Genomic DNA, 17,947 nt, shown 5'->3' with positions numbered 1-17,947 from the left:
CACGGACCACCTGGCAGGAGGCGTCCGAACCGGCGAAGGAGACGTTATCTGAAAGCGTTTTCATTTCCAATAGGACGCTTCCCGGGATAGCCTGCCGCTCCCGGAACCGGAGAGGGAGCGGAGCGATGAAGGATCTGACACAGGATCAAGAAGTGGGCCCGTACGTGGTACGGCACGCAGAACCGGGAGACGTCGACGGCGCGCGCAGCGTCATGCTCGACACCTTCTACCGGGAGTTCGACTACGGCTACGCCCCCCAGTGGCACTCCGATGTCATCGACATCCACGGCACCTACCTGCGCCACCCGCGCCACACCCTCGTCGTGGCGGTGCACTCCGGCCGGGTGGTGGGCACGACCGCCGTGCACTCCCGGGGCCCCGCGCACCCGCCGCACCCGCGACGGCTCGCCGAGCTCTACCCGTCGGGCAGCACGGCGCAGCTCCTCCGCGTGTACGTGCGCCCCGGACACCGCCGGCACGGACTGGCCCGCGCCATGGTCCGGACGGCCTGCGCGTTCGCGGCGGGCGTCCCCGGATACGAGCGCATCTACCTGCACACGAACGTCGACATCCCCGGCGCGGAGGGGTTCTGGCGCAGCCTCGCCACCGAGGTCTTCGACGCCCGCACGACGGGCGAGCACGGCGGCTACGGAACGGTCCACTTCGAGATCCCGATGCCCACACCGACCCCCGCCCCGACCCCCGCACCGATCCCTGCCGGCGAACGCAATTGGTAATGGAATCCATTTCCATATAGTGTCGCCGACGACACCTCACCACTCACCCAGGAGCTCCCCATGGCTGTCCCCAAGCGGAAGATGTCCCGCAGCAACACCCGGCACCGCCGCGCGCAGTGGAAGGCCACCACGCCGCAGCTCGTCCCGGTCACGGTCGACGGCTCCGTGTACCGGGTGCCGCAGCGCCTGGTGAAGGCGTACGAGCGCGGCCTGCTCCGTCCCGAGGACTGAGCCGGCCATGACGACGTACGACCGACTGCCCGTGACCGTCCTGTCCGGGTTCCTCGGCGCGGGAAAGACCACCCTGCTCAACCACGTCCTCGGCAACCGCGAGGGGCTGCGGGTCGCTGTCATCGTCAACGACATGAGCGAGGTCAACATCGACGCCGCGCTCGTCCGCGGCGGTGAGGCCGCCCTGTCGCGCACCGAGGAACGCCTGGTCGAGATGACCAACGGCTGTATCTGCTGCACCCTGCGCGACGACCTGCTCGAAGAGGTCGACCGCCTCGCCCGCGAGGGCCGGTTCGACTACCTGCTCATCGAGTCCAGCGGCATCTCCGAGCCCATGCCGGTCGCCGCGACGTTCTCCTTCCCCCGCGACGACGGAGCCACCCTCGGCGACCTGGCCCGCCTCGACACCATGGTCACCGTCGTCGACGCGGCGAACTTCCTGCCGGAACTCGCCGGCGGCGACGAACTGGCCGCGCGCGGCCTCGACCAGTACGAGGACGACGAACGCACCGTCAGCGACCTCCTCATGGACCAGGTCGAATTCGCCGACGTCATCGTGCTCAACAAGCTCGACCTGGTCGGGCCGAACCAGGCGGCACGGCTGCGTGCCGCTCTGGCCCGCCTCAACCCCGAGGCCCGGATCGTGCCGGCCGTACGCGGCCACGTGGCCCTCGAACAGGTGCTGGGCACCGGCCTGTTCGACGTCGAACGTGCCCAGCAGGCACCCGGGTGGGTCAAGGAGCTCAACGGAGACCACGTTCCGGAGACGGAGGAGTACGGCATCTCCTCCCTCGTCTTCCGCTCCGGCCGGCCCTTCCACCCCGGCCGCCTGTGGACCTTCGTCACCAAGGGCCTGGACAGCGGCACCTTCGGCCGGATCCTGCGCTCCAAGGGCTTCTTCCGGCTCGCCAGCCGCCCCCGGGTCACCGGCCTGTGGTCACAGGCCGGCTCGGTGGCCCGCTTCGAACCCTCGGGCGCCCTCGGCCCGGACACCGCCCAGGGCCAGGAACTCGTCTTCATCGGCACCGGACTGCGCCCCGAGGCCTTCCGGGCAGCTCTCGAAGCCTGCCTGCTCGACCCCGGCGAGCCCGTGCCCGCCGAGGACGACTTCCCGGCCTGGGAGACGTACGGGATCGACGACGCCTGCGAGCACGAGCACACCGCCCCGGAGGCCGCCTGAGACTCCGGGCCGGGATGGGGGTCCCCCCTGCTCGAGCGAAGCCGAGAGCTTGGGGGAGGTCGCAGCCACGGCTACACGGAGGACCGCGGCAGCGTGACCGATACCGTCAGGCCCCCGGTGGGGCGCAGGTGCGCGGTGACGTCGCCGCCGTGGGCACGGGCCACCGAGCGCACGACCGACAGGCCGAGGCCGGCGCCCTTCGCGGTGACGAGGCGCTCGGTGCCGAGGCGGCGGAACGGTTCGAACAGGGTGGGCACCTCGTACAACGGCACGTCCGGGCCCGTGTTGCTCACTTCGATCTCGGCCCGGCCGTCCTCGCGGGTGCGGCTGGCGACCCGCACCCAGCCGCCGACGCCGCTGTTGTGCCGGATGCCGTTCTCCACGAGGTTCTGGACGATCCGTTCGAGCAGCAGGGCGTCCCCGGTGGTGGGGGCCGGGCCGGCGTCCTCGTACAGGGTGATCCCGGCCCTTCCCGCCTCGGGGCCGCTCTGGACGGTCACATGGGCGACCACGTCCGCGAGGTCGACGGGCTGCCGTTCCGGGACGCGGTGCTCGGATCCGGCCAGCAGCAGCAGTCCGCTGATGAGCCGCTCGTGCCGGGCGTTGATCTCCAGGAGGTCCTCACCGAGCCGTTTCACGTCGGGGGAGGCGGTCTTGCGGTGCATGGCCAGCTCGACGAGGGCACGGCCCACGGTCAGCGGGGTGCGCAGTTCGTGGGAAGCGTTGGCGACGAAGCGGCGCTGGCCGTCGAAGGAGCGGTCGAGCCGTTCGACCATGAGGTCGAAGCTGTCGGCGAGGTCCTTCACCTCGTCGTCCCGCCCGTCGAGCGCGATCCGCTCGTGCAGGCCGCGGTCGGCGGCCGGCGCGGAGGCGATGCGGCGAGCGGTGTCGGTGACCCGGTGGAGGGGAGCCAGCACCCGGCCGGCGATGAGCCAGCCGAAGCCCGCCGCGACGCCGCCGACGAGGGTCAGCGCGATGCCGCCCTGGGTGATGAGCGAGGCGGTCGCGGCGTCGTGCAGTCTCTTCTCCTCGCCGGCCACCCAGTTGAGGTTCTCGGGCGGGGTGTCCTGCCTCGGGGCCTCGTTGCCGCCGGAACCGGAGCCGGAGGCGGAGTCCGAATGGACGCTGAGGTCCGCGCCTCGGTCGAGCTGCTGGGCGAACAGGACGTAGGTGACACCGAGCAGGACGACGCCGGCGGCGAAGAACAGCCCGCCGTAGAGCAGGGTGAGCCGGGCGCGCAGGGTGATGGGGCGCTTCTTCACGGAATCCGGTACCCCACGCCCAGGACGGTCTCGATGACGGGCGGGTCGCCGAGCTTGCGGCGGAGTTTGAGTACGGTGAGGCGGACGGCTCCGGTGAAGGGGTCCGTGTGCTCGTCCCACACCTTCTCCAGGAGGTGTTCGGTGGAGACGGCCGCACCGTCGGCACGCAGCAGCTCCGTCAGGACGGCGAACTCCTTCTTCGCCAGCGGTACGTAACGGTTGTCCCTGAACACCTCGCGGCGCGCCGGGTCCAGCGTGATGCCCCGGCGGCGGAGCACCGGTGGTGCGGCCGGGCGGGAACGCCGCCCGAGTGCGAGGATCCGGGCTGCGAGTTCCGGGAAGGCGAAGGGCTTGGTGAGGTAGTCGTCGGCGCCGAGGGAGAGCCCGGCGACGCGGTCAGTGACCTCGACGGCGGCGGTGAGCATCAGCAGCCGCGGCTGACCGCCGGATGCGACGAGCCGGGCGCAGACCTCGTCGCCGTGCACCAGCGGAAGGTCCCGGTCCAGGACGATCACGTCGTAGTCGTTGACGCCGGCTCGCTCGAGCGCCGCCGCGCCGTCGTACGCGACGTCGACCGCGTGCGTCTCCTGCCTGAGCCATTCCGCGATCGCGTCGGCGAGCAGCCGCTCGTCCTCCGCCACCAGGACCCGCATCCGTCGCCGTCCTTCCCCCGGGGCCACCGCCCGTCCGGCGGGCTGCGGCTTCTCGTGTCCATGGTTGCCCAGGGGATCGTTTCCTTCCCGTAAGGGATCGTCCACAGCGTTCTCCGGGGTCGGGGGTCCCGACGGGGAAACAGTGGGGTAACGGCGCCGGGTGTTGCATCCCGTCCGTCGGCCGGCACCCCGCCGGCCCATCGGCAAGGAGATGCCCCAGATGTCTCGCACACGTACCCCCGGCCTTGTCGCGGCCCTGTCCCTGGCCGCCCTGGCCCTGACGCTCACCGCATGCGGGTCAGGGCCGGACGGCAGCGGGGTGGCCTCCGCGAACAGCAGCGCCAAGAGCCCGAGGAGCAGTTCGGCTCCCGGTCTGAGCAGGGACGACATGAACCTGAGGTACGCGCGGTGCCTGCGGCAGCAGGGTCTGGACGTGGCGGACCCCAAGCCCGGCCAGGGCATCGGGCTCTCCGTCGACGGCTCGAACAAGGAGAAGGCCGATGGGGCCGTCGAGGCGTGCCGCCCGCTCGCGCCGCCGGCCCCCGCCGAACGGAACGACTCCGAGGACCGCAAGGCCATGCTCGACCTCGCGCGGTGCATGCGCGGGAACGGCGTCGCGGACTTCGCCGACCCCAAGGAGGGCCAGGGCATCGATATCGGCCCCGAGCAGGCCGAGGACCCCGACTTCGAGAACGCCTGGAAGAAGTGCGGCGGCGCCCCGGGCGAGCGCCGGAAGGCGGGGAGCGCCCAGTGACGGTCACCCACCCCGACGAGCCCTTCGACGAGCAGCGGGGGGACCCGGCGCCGGCCCGGCCCGGCCGGCGGCGACACCGTACGCGACGGCCCACGAAGGTGACGGCCGCCGTCCTCGTCCTGGCCGCGGCCGGCGCGGGAACGGTCGCCGTCCTCGCCCCGGACCGCAGCGGAAGTGCCGGTGGCAAGGCGGCGGACGGCCTGCCGCCGGCGACGGTCGAGGTGCTCCGGCAGACGCTCACGGACACCAGGAGCGCCGACGCCCGGCTTGGTTTCGGTACGGAGCGGACCGCGTTCGGACGGCTTCCCGGCACTCTCACCCGGCTGCCCGGCCCGGGCACGGAGATCAACCGCGGCCAGGCCCTGTACGCGGTGGACAACCAGCCCGTGGTGGTGCTGTACGGATCGCTGCTGGCCTACCGTGCCCTGGCGAAGGGCTCGGAGGGACCCGACGTCAGGCAGCTGGAGGAAAATCTCTCCGCACTCGGCTACTCCGGGTTCACGCCCGACGAGGAGTACACCGGGGCCACGGCGAAAGCCGTGCGGCGATGGCAGGACGACCTCGGCCTGAAGAAGACCGGAACCGTGGAGCCCGGCAGTGTCGTCTTCACCGCCGACGCGATCCGGGTCGCCGGCCTGAAGGCGGAGCCGGGGGAACAGACCGGACCGGGCCGGAGCGTGCTGACGTACACCGGCACCGCCAGGGCCGTCACGGCGGAGCTGGACTCCTCCGACCGGCGGCTGGCCGAGCAGGGTGGTCCCGTCAAGGTCACGCTCCCGGACGGAGCCGTGGTCGGCGGCACCATCACCGAGGTGTCCACCGTGTCCAAGCCCGCCGAGGGGCAGAAGAAGGCGGAGACGAAGCTCAGGGTCATCGTCGTTCCGGCCGGTGCCGAGGCCCGCGAGGCCGTCCGCGCGTACGACGAGGCCGGAGTCCACGTGGCCTTCACCGCGGACACCCGCGAGAACGTCCTCACCGTGCCGGTCTCCGCGCTGCTCGCCCTCGCCGAGGGCGGCTTCGGGGTGGAGCTGGTGAAGGGGACGACCTCGGCATACCTCCCCGTCACCACGGGGCTCTTCGCCGAAGGCCGGGTGGAGATCTCCGGCAGCGGCATCTCCCAGGGCGTCAGGGTGGGTGTACCCAAGTGATCACCTTGACGGACGTGACCAAGACCCACCCCGGCGGTGTGACCGCCCTCGACGGGGTCTCCCTGAGCATTGCCCCCGGTGAACTCACCGCCATCGTCGGGCCCTCCGGCTCCGGCAAGTCCACCCTGCTGAACCTGCTCGGCACCCTGGACCGGCCCACCACCGGTCGCGTACACGTCGCCGGCCACGATGCCGGGGCGCTGTCCGACGACGCGTTGTCCGCGCTGCGTGCCTCCCTGATCGGGTACGTCTTCCAGCAGTTCCACCTCGCCGCCGGGACATCGGCCCTGGACAACGTGGCCGACGGGCTGCTCTACCGCGGGCTGCGGCCCGCCGGGCGCAGGCGCCGTGCGGCGGCGGCACTCGAACGCGTCGGGCTCGGTCACCGCATGGACCATCACCCGCACGAGCTGTCCGGCGGCGAGCGCCAGCGCGTGGCCATCGCCCGTGCCGTGGCGGGCGACCCGGCGCTGCTGCTCGCCGACGAACCGACCGGGGCACTGGACTCGGCCTCCGGGCAGACGGTGATTGGCCTGCTGCGGGAGCTCCACGCCTCCGGCACCACCGTCGTGATCATCACCCACGACCGTGCGCTCGCCGCGTCCCTGCCCCGGCAGGTGCGCATGCGCGACGGCCGGGTCATCGGTGAGGTACGCCGAGCGCAGGCCCCGGCAGTGGACGTGAGCCGATGACCGCCGGCGTCCTGCGACCGTCACGGATGAGGCCCGCAGACGTGGTCAGGGTCGGCGCCGTGGGCCTGCGGACCCGCCCGACGCGGGCCGTGCTCTCCGCGCTCGGAATCGCCATGGGCATCGCGGCCATGGTCGCCGTGGTGGGGGTCTCCTCGTCCTCCCGCGCCGAGCTCGATCGCACCCTGGCCACCCTCGGGACCAACCTGCTCACCGTGGCCCCGGGTGACACCCTGACCGGAGGCACGGCCCGGCTCCCGGCCACCGCGGAAGGGATGATTTCCCGCATTCGGCCGGTCACCTCCACGTCGGCCATCGGCGAGCTTCCCGATGCCGACGTCTTCCGCACCGAGAGGATCCCCGAAACGGACAACGGCGGCATCACCGCGTACGCGGTACGGACGGGCCTCCCTTCCGCCACCGGGGCCCGACTGCGCAGCGGCACCTGGCTCAACGCGGCCACCGGCAGGCACCCCGTGACCGTGCTCGGAGCCGGGGCCGCCGAACGCCTGGGCATCGGCGGCCCCCACCCGGACACCCGCGTGGTGATCGGCGGGCGGTGGTTCACCGTCATCGGGATCCTCGAACCCGTCGTCCTCGCACCGGAGTTGGATTCCGCGGCCCTCGTCGGCTGGCCTGCCGCCGAGACCGTACTGCGCTTCGACGGCCGGCCCACCCGCGTCTACGTCCGCAGCAAGGACGCCGATGTGGAAGCGGTCGCAGCCGTCCTCGGCACCACCGCCAATCCCCGGGCACCGAACGAGGTCAAGGTCTCCCGGCCTTCCGACGCCCTCGTCGCCAAACAGGCCGCCGGTCAGGCCTTCACGGGCCTTCTGCTCGGCCTCGGCGCGGTGGCCCTGCTCGTCGGAGGCGTGGGAGTGGCCAACACCATGGTCATCTCGGTCCTGGAACGCCGTGCCGAAATCGGCCTGCGCCGCTCCCTGGGCGCCACCCGGGGGCACATCCGCACCCAGTTCCTCGCCGAATCCGTGCTGCTGTCCGCCCTGGGCGGGGCGGGCGGCGTACTGCTCGGAGCCGTCCTGACCACCGGGTACGCCGTCTCCCAGGGCTGGCCCGCGGTGATACCCGTCCGGGCGGTCCTCGGCGGCATCGCCGCCACCCTGGCCATCGGCACCCTGGCCGGCCTGTATCCGGCCGTACGCGCCTCCCGGCTCTCGCCCACGGAGGCCCTGGCCGCGCCGTGACACGCGCACCCACCGGAGGCGGGACGTGGCGGTCATCCCACCCGCCGCACCCGCCATCCCCACCTGATCCCGCCGAGAACCTGCACGACGGCCCGGCCCGATCGGTCCCTGTTGCCGGTGTCGTGCGTCAGGAAGGTCTCGGCCAGGAACTCCTCGTCGAGGTCGACACGGGCGTCCAGCGAGATCTGCGAGGTGTCGTGGAAGTTGCAGACCTCGGTGCCGTGGATCGAGGTCAGCCCGCCGTCCATGTAGAAGGGGTTCGCCCTGCCGATGTTGTCGACCTCGTGGCGGTTCCCGATGGTCCCGGACTGGCGGACCACCTGGATCCAGCGCAGGGTTTCGTGGATGTCCGGATCGCCGGCGCGCGTGTCGGCCTCGTACACGACGTACAACCCGCCCCCGAACGTGGCTCCCGGCTGCTCCTGTGTCCCCTCGGTGGCGAAGACGCCGTACGACTGGACGCGGAACTCCCCCTGTCCCCGGAATCCGCCCGTGTAGCGGAATGCGTAGTGCGCGCCGAACGCGGCGGCGAGTTCCTTCTCGAAGCCGACGGCCGGGTCCGCGGGAACGCCCTCGTAGACGGGGTCGGTGGAGGCCCCGTTCCGCCCGGACGGGAGGAGGGCCACGCGGTGCGGGACTCCGTTGAAGGTGAAGTCCGCGGAAGCGGTGTGCCCGCCCAGCGTCCCGGGCGCCTTGCCGGGCATGTCCGGCCAGCCGGTGGGCTGGCTCGGTCGGTAGTCCAGGACAAGGTGACCGTCTGCCGGGTGCCTGCGCTGCGGCGCGGCGGCAGCCGGCACCGACAGCACACCGGGCAACCCGACGGCTGTACCGGCAGCGAGCAGGGACCTGCGCGACACTCGTGGACGACCGGCAGAAGAACCCATGGCGAAACCTCGCGATCACGACGCGGACTCGACGCCCGCGGCGGGTCACCGTGACCCGCCGCGGCCATTCGAGCCGACGGAATGTTTCCCGGGCGTTACCAGGCACGAGCTGTCGTCCGCCCCCTGCGGCGAGCCCTGTCCCCTGCCGGGAGGCCGCAGCGGTGCGGCCGTCCGCGACGCGCTGCCCCGGCCCGCCCGGCCCCCCGCCTCCCACCACCCGCACGCGCCGAACCACGGCAAGGCCCCACGTGGAGGCTGCCGCCGGAACCGGGCGGTAGGAGGATGGGATGAGGGCCGAGGGCGGGTGCGGGACCGGATGATCAGGTCCCGGCCCCGCCGCAGTGGGTGAAGGAGGTCCCGTCGTGGCCACGTCCGAGGCGTTCCGGGCCGGGCCCGGCCCGGTGAGAGTGGTTCCCTCCGAGCCGGGCGGACTGCTGGACGTGCTGAGCGTGGCCGCGGTGGTCCTGGACGCCGGCGGGCGGATCACGTTGTGGAGCCCCCAGGCGCAGGAGCTGTTCGGCTGGTCGGCCGAGGAGGCGCTGGGCCGCCACGCGGCCGGACTCCTGGTGGCCGACGAGTACGTCGGTCTGGTCGTCGAACTGTTCGCGAAGGTCATGGCCGGTGACGGGGCCTGGGCAGGCGTCTTCCCGGTGCGGCGCAAGGACGGCTCCACACGGCTGGTGGAGTTCCGCAACATGCGGCTGCAGGACGAGCACGGCGGTGTGTACGCCCTGGGCATCGCCTGCGACGAAGCCGTTCTGCGGGGCGTGGAGCGCGAGCTGGCCCTGTCGGTGCCGCTGGTGGCGCAGTCGCCGCTCGGGCTGGCGGTGCTGGACACCGACCTGCGCTACGTCCTGGTCAATCCGACGCTGGAGCGGATCAACGGCGTGCCCGCCGGGAAACATCTGGGCCGCACACCCCGTGAGGCACTGCCCTTCCTGGACACGGACGTGATCGAAGCCGCCATGCGCCAGGTGCTGGACACCGGGGTACCGCTGCTGGACCAGTACGGAATCGGGCTTACGCCCGCCGATCCGCATCAGGAACATGCCTGGTCGGGCTCCTACTACCGGCTGGAGGACCGGAGCGGCCGGGTGATCGGTCTCGCCGTGATGGTGGTGGACGTCACCGACAGCTACCGCGCGGCCGGAGAGGCCGTCGAAGCGCGCAGGCGCCTGGACCTCATCGCCCGGGCGTCGGTGACCGTCGGGACCACACTGGACCTGGTGCGCACGGCCCGCGAGCTCGCCGACCTCGTCGTGTCCGACCTGGCCGACCTGGCCTCGGTCGACGTCCTCGACTCCGTCCTGGAAGGCAGTGAGGCCCCGGCGCCCGGCCCTCGGACGGGGGAGGCCCTCTTCGTGGCCATGGCCGTGGCCGCGGCCTACGAGACGGACTCCGTCCGCGCCGCCGACCCGGTGGGCGAGCGCATCACCTATCCGGCCGAGCGGCTGGTCACACGCTGTGTGAGCACCGGACGTCCCGTGCTGGTCTCGCACATCACCGGCACGGACCTGGCGCACATCGCGCGCGACGCGGCCGCCGCTGACCTCCTGGCCCGGGAGGGCGCACACTCCTACCTGGTCGTACCGCTGACCGCCCGCGGCCAGGTGCTCGGCGCCCTCGGCCTCCTGCGCGCCCGCAATCCGCTCGCCTTCGGCCACGACGACGTCACCCTGGCGGGCGAGCTGGCCACCCGCGCCGCGATCGCCATCGACAACGCCCGCTGGTACCAGCACGCCACCGACACCGCCCTGACCCTGCAGCGGCACCTGCTCCCCCGGCCCCCGCCCCGGTCCGCGGGCCTCCAGATCGCCTACCGCTACCAGCCCGCGGCGGCGGCCGCCGGGATCGGCGGCGACTGGTTCGACGCGATCCCCCAGCCCGGGGACAGGACCGCGCTCGTGGTCGGCGACGTCATGGGTCACGGTGTCCACGCGGCCGCGACGATGGGACAGCTGCGCACGGCCACGCGCACCCTGGCGAACCTCGGCCTCGACCCGGCCGAGGTCCTGGGCCACCTCGACCGCATCACCGCCGACCTGGAGGGGACCTTCGCAACCTGCGTCTACGCCACCTGGGACCCGCACGGCTCCCGCTGCCGCGTCGCCCTCGCCGGGCACCCTCCCCCCGTGATCGTCCGGTCGGGCATGGCCCCCGAACTGGTCGGCCTGCCCGCCGGCGTGCCGCTCGGCACGGGAGGCCTCAGCGGCGCCGGCTTCGAGAACACCGTCCTGGACCTGCTCCCCGGGGACCGGCTGGTCCTGTACACCGACGGCCTCGTGGAAACCCGGGACGACGCCCTGGACGAACGCCTCGACCTGCTCCTCAGCCTCCTCACCGATCCCGGCCTCCCCCCGGAGGCGACCTGCGACAGGCTGCTGGCCGCGCTGCGCCACCCCGACGCGGCCGACGACGTCGCCCTGGTCATCGCCCGTGTACGGCCTTACCCGCCCGCCGTCGGATCACCGCCTGCGGCAGCTTGATTTCAATCCGTGACAGCGCTTCCTGACTGAATATTCGTCAATGCTCCACCGGCGCAAGAGATTTTATTTCGATTCGATAACGGAGCGGAAACCGCGAGCCGCACAGCTCGCCTCCCGTCGAATCAACCCCCTTGATTTGCAACACACTTGACTGTCCGTCAAGTGTAGTCGTCAGGTAACGGTCCGGCATCTCGGCACGCATTTCCATTTGTCCGAATTCTCCGGCGCTCTCCTCTGGCACCCTTTCGCCAACCCCTCGTCCAATCCTTGATACTTGAGGTGCTGATGGTGACCGAAAGACGCAGGTCCAGAGTGCTGACCGCTGCCGTCGTGCTGTCGCTGGCGGGTGCCGGTGCCGGGATCGCCGTGGTCGTGACACCGCACGCCTCGGCCATCACGCCGCCGGTGTCCTTCACCGCCGACAACCTGCCCGCCTGGCAGACCAACGGCATCGTGTGGGCGATGACCCAGGTGAACGGGACCGTGTTCACCGGCGGCACCTTCTCCGAGCTCCGTCCGCCCGCCGGCGCGTCCGGCTCGCCGCAGCAGGCGGTGAACTTCGCCGCGCTGGACGCCGCGACGGGGAACCCCACCTCGTGCAAGCTCTCCTTCACCGCCACCAGCAGTACCGCCACCGTGCGCTCCCTGGTCGTCTCGAAGGACAAGAAGACCCTCTACGCGGGTGGACGGTTCGGCGCCGTCAACGGAGTGAAGGTCTCCAACGTCGCCGCGATCGACATCGCCGGCTGCACCCCGAAGGCGGCCTTCCACCCGGGCTTCTCCGCCACCGTGCGCGCGCTCGCCGTATCCGGGGACACGCTGTACGCGGCCGGCGACTTCGGCACCGTCCAGGGCCAGTCCCGCCAGAAGTTCGCCGCGGTCGACGCCGCGACCGGCGCCCTGCGGCCCTTCACCGCGAACGCCGACGAGTCGGGGCGGGCCATCGAGCTCACTCCGGACGGCAAGAACGTGCTGCTGGGCGGCGACTTCTTCACCCTCAACGGCGCGAACAGCCATGCACTCGCCGTGGCGGACGCGGCATCCGGTGCGGTGAAGAAGACGTACAACAGCTTCCACCCCCTCTCGGTCGTCATGGACATCGCCACCGACGGGACCAGCTTCTACACGGGCAACCAGGGGAACTCCGGAGGCGTCTTCGACGGTCGCGCCGCCTTCGACCTCAGCGACTTCGGGGAGCGGTGGCGCGACCGCTGCCTGGGCGCGACCCAGAACGTGCTGCCGTACGACGGCGTGCTGTACATCTCCTCCCACGCGCACAACTGCGCCACCGAGGGCGAGTTCCCGGACGACGGGAAGCGCCGCTACCTGATGGCGCAGCCCACCCACCACAAGGGCACCGCACCCGCTCCGGTGGACGGGTTCGTCCCCGGTACCCGCAAGCTCGGCTGGTTCCCGGCCGTCAACGGCGGTATCGGCGAGGGTGTCGGCCCGCGCGTCATGGCCGTCGCGGCGAAGGGCGACACGAAGTACATGTGGGTCGGAGGTGAGTTCACCACCGTCAACGGCAAGCCCCAGCAGGGCCTGACCCGCTTCGCGTCCACCGGTGACACCGGCGTGCCGACCACCCCGGTCGTGAGCGCCGGCAGCGTCCGGCCGGGCGAGGTCCAGCTCCGCTGGCGCACCAGCCTCGACGCCGACGACAGCAAGCTGACCTACCGGATCTACCGCAACGGCGCGGCCACGCCCGTCCACACGATGACCGCCGACTCCCTGGACTTCGAGCGCCGGCAGGCTTCCTGGAACGACACCGCGGTCACGGCCGGAAAGACGTACACCTACCGGGTCACGGCCACCGACGGTGCGGGCAACACGAGCGCGCTGTCGGCCACCGCCTCCGTCACCGTCCCGGCCTCGGTGCAGGCGTACCCGAACCAGGTCCGTGCGGACGGAGCCACGCTGTACTGGCGCTACGACGACACCGTCAGCCCGTACGTGGCGGACTCCTCCGGCGGCGGCAACACCAGCGGTGTCCAGGTGGGTGCGCCGGCGCTGCGGCAGACGCCCGGCGCGGTCACGGGCAGCAGCACGGCCATGGGCTTCAACGGCACCAGCCAGCAGGTCTACAGCGACCACCGCGAGACGGTGGGCGGCTCCTACACCCTGGAGACGTGGTTCAAGACCGGCACCACCCGCGGCGGCAAGCTGATCGGGTTCGGCAGCCACACCACCTGGCAGAGCGGCCAGTACGACAAGCAGCTCTACATGACCGACTCCGGCCGTCTGGTGTTCGGCGTGTACTCCGGATCGCCCTACACCCTCGCGACGCAGTGGTTCGAGACGTACAACGACAACCGCTGGCACCACGTGGTCGCGACCCAGGGGCCGGCCGGAATGGCGCTCTACGTCGACGGGCGGCCCAAGGGCACGCTCGGCGTCGCCACCCACGGGGCCTACACGGGCTACTGGCACGTCGGCGGCGACAACCTGGCCGGGTGGCCGGGCCGTCCGGTGAGTGACCGGTTCGCCGGTCAGCTGGACGAGACCGCCGTCTACCCGAAGGTGCTCACCCCCGCCCAGGTCAAGAACCACTTCGACCTGGCGACGGCACCCTCGGCGTGATCCGTGCCGCCGGCCCCGGCGTCCGGTGCGTGCAGCACCGGATGCCGGGGCCTCACACGTCCTGGATGCGGCGGAAGGGGCGGTCGGCCTCCAGCTCGAACGCGAGCTCCAGGAGGGTGCGTTCGGCGCCCGGGCGGGCGGAGAACATGACGCCGATCGGCAGCCCGTGCTCGGTGGCGTTCGGGGCGGGCAGCGAGATCGACGGTGTCCCGACCACGTTGTTGACCGGGGTGAACGCCACGTAGGAGAGGAGCCGTTCGACCAGCGCCGGGTAGGGGACGGCCGGGCTGAGGTGGCCGATCCGCGGTGTGGTGTGGGCGAGCACGGGCGAGAGGACCAGGTCGAGCCCGCGGAAGGACGCCGCGTACGCCTCCCTCGTGCGCTTCAGCCGGCGCAGCACGCCGGGGGTCCGCCGCCAGGTCGCCAGGTAGGACTCGCGCAGCCCGCGGCTGAGGCTGTCCATCCGGCGGCGGTCGAAGTCCGTGCCGAGGGTGCGCCCGGTGACGCCGAGGAGGAAGGACAGCATGCCCCAGTACGTGAGGAAGTCGTCGGTGAAGCTCGGGTCGACGGCCAGCTCGACCGGCTCCACGGTGTGGCCGAGGCGTTCGAGCGCCGCCACGGTGTCCTTGACCGCCGCCCGGGTGGGGTCGTCGGAACGGACGCCGTTCGGGGAGTCGATGAGGAAGCCGATGCGGAGGCGGCGTGCCGAGGGTCCTTCGACCAGGCCCAGGGGTGGCAGCTTCGGGTTGCGCCGGTACGTCTCGGCGGCGGCGAGGAAGGCGGCGGCGTCCCGTACGGAGCGGCTCACTATTCCTTCGGCGACCAGGTCCAGGGGCAGTTGACGGCTCTGGGCGTTGGCCACGGTCCGGCCGCGGGTCGGCTTGAGGCCGACGAGTCCGCAGCAGGCGGCGGGTATCCGGATCGATCCGCCGCCGTCGTTGGCGTGCGCGATCGGCACCGCTCCGGCGGCCACCAGCGCCGCGCTGCCGCCCGAGGAACCGCCCGCCGAGTGGTCCGTGTGCCACGGGTTGCGCACCGGCTCGGCGTCCTCGTACTCGGTGGTCGGGCTGAACCCGAACTCGGGCAGCCGGGTCTTGCCGAGCACCGTGACACCGGTGCTCAGGAGCTGCCGGGCGAAGGGGGCGTGGCGCCGCGCCGTCTTCGGGGTGAAGGCCGCGCTGCCGTGGCCGGTGGGCAGTCCCCGGTAGTCGGTGTTGTCCTTGACGTAGGTCGGCACCCCTGCGAAGGCACCGCCCGTACCCGTGGCGGGCGCCGGGTCGTCGAGGTGCACCTGGACCGCGTTCAGCCGTGCCTCGACCGCCCGTACCCGCTCCGCCGCGTCGCGGGCGGCCTCGGCTGCGCCGACCTCACCCCGGCGGATCGCCGCGGCCAGGCCTACGGCGTCGTGCTCTCCCAGGGCGTCGTCCCGGAAGGCGTGCACCCTGGTCGTTGCGTCGAAAGTCGTCACCGCTGCCTCAGCCCCCGCCGTGTGGATGGTCGCCCGCCATCATTGCTTACCGGCCGGTAACAGGGGAGGGGTCCGACCGTTCCGGTTTCGCGGTTCCGGTCTCGCCGGTCTCTCCGGTCTCGCCGGTCTCAGCCGAGCGGGGCCGCGAACTCCAGCAGCAGCCGGTTGACCGCCTCGGGCTTGTCGACGTGGACGGCGTGTCCGGCTCCCGGGACGACCTCGGCGCGGGCCAGCGGGCTGAGCTCGGCTGTGGCCTGCGCGTGCCCGGCCGGCCAGAACTGGCTCTGGTCCCCGGCGACGACCAGCGCCGGGACGGTGATCCGGGCGACCACGTCGCGCCAGTCCTGGCACACGTGGTCGAACAGCAGCGGGAAGGTGTCCGCCGTGATGTCCGGTTTCGCCCCCCTGCCTCCGGCCGCGCGGATCCGGGCGTCCAGCTCCAGCGGGTCCTGCCACAGCCGGCCGTGTCCGGTGTCGAACACGTTCTCCGGGCTGAGGAAGAACGTCCCGAGGTTCTCCTCGGTCAGCCCGTAGAAGCCGTAGTCCCAGCCGGAGCCGTTGAGCATCCTCGGGGTCTGGTCGAGGGAGACGATCCCGGCCAGGCGCGCGCACCCGTGCAGGCCGGCGTACGCCCAGATGTGACTGGCCCCCATCGACTGGCCGACCAGCAGGACGCCGTCCAGGCCGAGGTGCGCCAGCAGCTCCCCGACGTCCTGGCCGCCCCGTGACATCCGCAGCCCGTACGGCGGCCGGTCCGAGCTGCCGGCCCAGCGGCGGTCCAGTGAGACCACCCGGTACCCGGCCCCGCGCAGCGCCCCCCACTGGAGCGCCCAGTCGTCGGCGGGCTGTCCGTAGCCGGAGATCAGGACGACGGGCCGGCCCGTGCCCTCGTCGTAGAAGTGCAGGGAGACCTCGTCGGACGTGACGAAGCGCGGCATGGGCCGACCTCCAGGGAAGCTCGCCGGCGGGCGCACGCCGAGGGCGATCGTGTCTCCGACCACCCTCGCCCACCCCCGTCCCCCCGGGCCGCCCGCCACGCCCGACGCACGGCTGCCGGAGGGTGTCTCACGGATCGGGGGAACCGGGGCTTTCGGCCGGCAGGTGGAGGGCCGGGGTCGGCTCGGTCCAGGGGTTGGGGAGGTCTCCGGTGACGGGGCCGGACACCGCCGCGCCGCGCTCGCGGGCCGTGCGCACGGCCAGCGGTGCCAGGGGCGCGGGCACGCCGTAGACCAGGTGGCAGAACCGTTCGGGCGGGTGGCGGAGGGTCCAGGCGGGCCGGCTGAACGAGGACACGTACGTCGACCAGTGGCCCTCGAAGGTGACCACCAGGTCCGCGAGGCGGAGGTACCCGGGCGCCGGGTGGACGCCCGGGTTCAGCACCACGGTCCCCGCGCCGAGCCGGCGCATCGAGCGGACCAGCCGGCGGCAGGCGCGCAGCCCCTCCCCCGACGGTGTCGCCCGGTCCAGGAAGCAGCCGTCGACGCCGTACCACTCCCGGTGCCGCAGGAACTCGGCGGTGTTCTCCGCCGCCGGCCGGGCGCCGTACGCACTGTCGACGTAGCCCAGCAGCCGGGCGCCGGCCGCGCGCAGGGCGTCGGCCGCCGCCCGGAACGCCGGATCGGGGCGCGGGCCCGGACCGTTCGCGGGGTTGAGCACCACCGCGTAGGTCCGGTCCGCGGCCCCGATCAGCCGGGCCCAGGCTCCCGGGTCCTCGGCCGGGTGGACGTACAGCGGCACCAGGAGCCTCACGGGCCGGTGCCGTCGTCGCGGGCCGCCGCCTCCCACAGCGCGTCGGCCATGTGGTCCAGCGGGTGTTCCGGCCGCCAGCCCAGGGCCCGTGCCGCGCCGGTGACGTCGGAGCACTGCCACGACACCGCGGCTGAACGGGAGGACCCCGCCGCCTCCCCCGAGTCCTCCTCGATGCGCCCCGGGAAGCCGGAGCGGCGGACCAGGGCCGCCACCAGGTCGCGGACCGGGACGGCCTCGCCGGTGGAGACGTTCAGCACCGGCGGCACCGGCCCCCGGGCCGTGACCGCGAGCTCGGCCGCCCGGGCCACGTCCCGGACGTCCACGAAGTCGCGGTACGCGGACAGGTCGCCCAGCCGCAGCACCGCGGCCGGGTCCGCGCCGGCCTCGCGCAGCAGGGCGGTGATCCGGCCGGGCAGCCCGGTGGCCGGTGCGCCGGGCCCCACCGGGTTGCCCACCCGCAGCACCACCGCGTCCAGGCCGGAGGCCGTCACGGCGACGGTCCCGGCCAGTTTGGACGCGCCGTACGGGGTGACGGGGCAGGCGGGCTCCGACTCCGCCACCCGGGTTCCGGGCGTGCCGGGCCCGTACTCGGCGGCCGAGCCCAGGTGGACCAGGCGGGCCGCCGGGGCCGCCTCCCTCAGCGCCGCGCACAGGACGGCGGGGCCGCGGGCGTTGACCTCGGCGAGCGCGACCGGGTCGCTGCCCGTCGCGCCCGCGCAGTTCACCACGGCGTCGGGGGCCGCCGCCGCCAGGGTCTTCGCCAGGCGCTCGGGACGGTCGAGGGCGAGGTCGACCGCGAACCCGGCGCCCGGCGAGCGGCCGCCGTCGAGGATCACGGCGTCCGGCAGGCCCCGGAGCCGGTCGGCGACATGGGCGCCCAGGTAGCCGGTGCGGCCCAGGACGAGGATGCGCACGATGTGC

At 72.7% G+C, this 17,947-nt stretch carries 16 protein-coding genes; 9 read left to right on the top strand and 7 right to left on the bottom strand.

The window, feature by feature from the left end:
* Positions 1-125: 125 nt before the first annotated feature.
* From ACGFQ9_RS14515 to ACGFQ9_RS14505, 3 genes are read left to right on the top strand one after another with little or no spacing between them, the layout of a single operon-like run.
* Positions 126-737, top strand: coding sequence for a GNAT family N-acetyltransferase (locus tag ACGFQ9_RS14515; protein WP_393574097.1), 612 nt, complete (start codon positions 126-128; stop codon positions 735-737).
* A gap of 60 nt (positions 738-797) precedes the next feature.
* Positions 798-968 (top strand): 50S ribosomal protein L32, encoded by a 171-nt coding sequence (rpmF, locus tag ACGFQ9_RS14510; protein WP_393574096.1) that lies wholly within the window; start codon positions 798-800, stop codon positions 966-968.
* A 7-nt stretch (positions 969-975) separates the two neighbouring features.
* Complete coding sequence (locus ACGFQ9_RS14505; RefSeq protein ID WP_393574095.1) at positions 976-2,148, top strand: GTP-binding protein; 1,173 nt, start codon at positions 976-978, stop codon at positions 2,146-2,148.
* Between the two features lie 71 nt (positions 2,149-2,219).
* Here ACGFQ9_RS14505 and ACGFQ9_RS14500 read toward each other — a convergent pair whose 3' ends face one another.
* Both ACGFQ9_RS14500 and ACGFQ9_RS14495 read right to left on the bottom strand, forming a co-directional pair.
* Positions 2,220-3,410 carry a sensor histidine kinase gene (locus ACGFQ9_RS14500; RefSeq protein ID WP_393574094.1) on the bottom strand — a complete coding sequence of 397 codons (1,191 nt, stop codon included), beginning with the start codon at positions 3,408-3,410 and terminating at the stop codon, positions 2,220-2,222.
* Positions 3,407-4,063: a response regulator transcription factor gene (locus ACGFQ9_RS14495; protein WP_393574093.1), complete on the bottom strand. Its 657-nt coding sequence runs from the start codon at positions 4,061-4,063 to the stop codon at positions 3,407-3,409. Before ACGFQ9_RS14495 ends, ACGFQ9_RS14500 begins: the two co-directional genes overlap by 4 nt.
* Positions 4,064-4,283: 220 nt before the next feature.
* On the opposite strand from ACGFQ9_RS14495, the gene ACGFQ9_RS14490 reads away from it, so the two are divergent.
* From ACGFQ9_RS14490 to ACGFQ9_RS14475, 4 genes are read left to right on the top strand one after another with little or no spacing between them, the layout of a single operon-like run.
* A complete protein-coding gene (locus ACGFQ9_RS14490) occupies positions 4,284-4,817 on the top strand; it encodes a hypothetical protein (RefSeq protein ID WP_393574092.1) in 534 nt (177 codons plus the stop codon).
* Positions 4,814-5,965 carry a peptidoglycan-binding protein gene (locus ACGFQ9_RS14485; protein ID WP_393574091.1) on the top strand — a complete coding sequence of 384 codons (1,152 nt, stop codon included), beginning with the start codon at positions 4,814-4,816 and terminating at the stop codon, positions 5,963-5,965. The genes ACGFQ9_RS14490 and ACGFQ9_RS14485 overlap by 4 nt, the downstream gene beginning before the upstream one ends.
* Positions 5,962-6,657, top strand: coding sequence for an ABC transporter ATP-binding protein (locus ACGFQ9_RS14480; RefSeq protein ID WP_393574090.1), 696 nt, complete (start codon positions 5,962-5,964; stop codon positions 6,655-6,657). Before ACGFQ9_RS14485 ends, ACGFQ9_RS14480 begins: the two co-directional genes overlap by 4 nt.
* A gap of 26 nt (positions 6,658-6,683) precedes the next feature.
* Positions 6,684-7,859, top strand: coding sequence for an ABC transporter permease (locus ACGFQ9_RS14475; protein WP_393574089.1), 1,176 nt, complete (start codon positions 6,684-6,686; stop codon positions 7,857-7,859).
* A 32-nt stretch (positions 7,860-7,891) separates the two neighbouring features.
* Here ACGFQ9_RS14475 and ACGFQ9_RS14470 read toward each other — a convergent pair whose 3' ends face one another.
* Positions 7,892-8,674 (bottom strand): hypothetical protein, encoded by a 783-nt coding sequence (locus ACGFQ9_RS14470; RefSeq protein ID WP_393574088.1) that lies wholly within the window; start codon positions 8,672-8,674, stop codon positions 7,892-7,894.
* Between the two features lie 431 nt (positions 8,675-9,105).
* Between ACGFQ9_RS14470 and ACGFQ9_RS14465 the strand changes: the two genes are divergently transcribed.
* Together ACGFQ9_RS14465 and ACGFQ9_RS14460 are read left to right on the top strand one after the other, a co-directional pair.
* Positions 9,106-11,229 (top strand): SpoIIE family protein phosphatase, encoded by a 2,124-nt coding sequence (locus tag ACGFQ9_RS14465; RefSeq protein WP_393574087.1) that lies wholly within the window; start codon positions 9,106-9,108, stop codon positions 11,227-11,229.
* 285 nt (positions 11,230-11,514) lie between these two features.
* Positions 11,515-13,809: a LamG-like jellyroll fold domain-containing protein gene (locus tag ACGFQ9_RS14460; RefSeq protein ID WP_393574086.1), complete on the top strand. Its 2,295-nt coding sequence runs from the start codon at positions 11,515-11,517 to the stop codon at positions 13,807-13,809.
* Between the two features lie 52 nt (positions 13,810-13,861).
* Here ACGFQ9_RS14460 and ACGFQ9_RS14455 read toward each other — a convergent pair whose 3' ends face one another.
* The 4 genes from ACGFQ9_RS14455 to ACGFQ9_RS14440 all read right to left on the bottom strand — a co-directional run bounded on the left by ACGFQ9_RS14455 (position 13,862) and on the right by ACGFQ9_RS14440 (position 17,940).
* The gene (locus tag ACGFQ9_RS14455) at positions 13,862-15,277 is read right to left on the bottom strand and encodes an amidase (RefSeq protein ID WP_393574085.1); all 1,416 of its coding nucleotides are present in this window, start codon (positions 15,275-15,277) and stop codon (positions 13,862-13,864) included.
* A 128-nt stretch (positions 15,278-15,405) separates the two neighbouring features.
* Complete coding sequence (locus ACGFQ9_RS14450; RefSeq protein WP_393574084.1) at positions 15,406-16,215, bottom strand: alpha/beta fold hydrolase; 810 nt, start codon at positions 16,213-16,215, stop codon at positions 15,406-15,408.
* Between the two features lie 127 nt (positions 16,216-16,342).
* Positions 16,343-17,026 carry a spherulation-specific family 4 protein gene (locus tag ACGFQ9_RS14445; protein WP_393574083.1) on the bottom strand — a complete coding sequence of 228 codons (684 nt, stop codon included), beginning with the start codon at positions 17,024-17,026 and terminating at the stop codon, positions 16,343-16,345.
* On the bottom strand, positions 17,023-17,940 hold the full coding sequence (locus ACGFQ9_RS14440) for an NAD-dependent epimerase/dehydratase family protein (RefSeq protein ID WP_393574082.1): 918 nt from the start codon (positions 17,938-17,940) through the stop codon (positions 17,023-17,025). The genes ACGFQ9_RS14445 and ACGFQ9_RS14440 overlap by 4 nt, the downstream gene beginning before the upstream one ends.
* Positions 17,941-17,947 lie beyond the last annotated feature (7 nt).

The organism is Streptomyces sp. NPDC048603 (assembly GCF_043199475.1).
Classification (GTDB): domain Bacteria; phylum Actinomycetota; class Actinomycetes; order Streptomycetales; family Streptomycetaceae; genus Streptomyces.
Note: the sequence above shows the minus strand (reverse complement) of the source record. Positions and strands in the feature narration are given on the sequence as shown.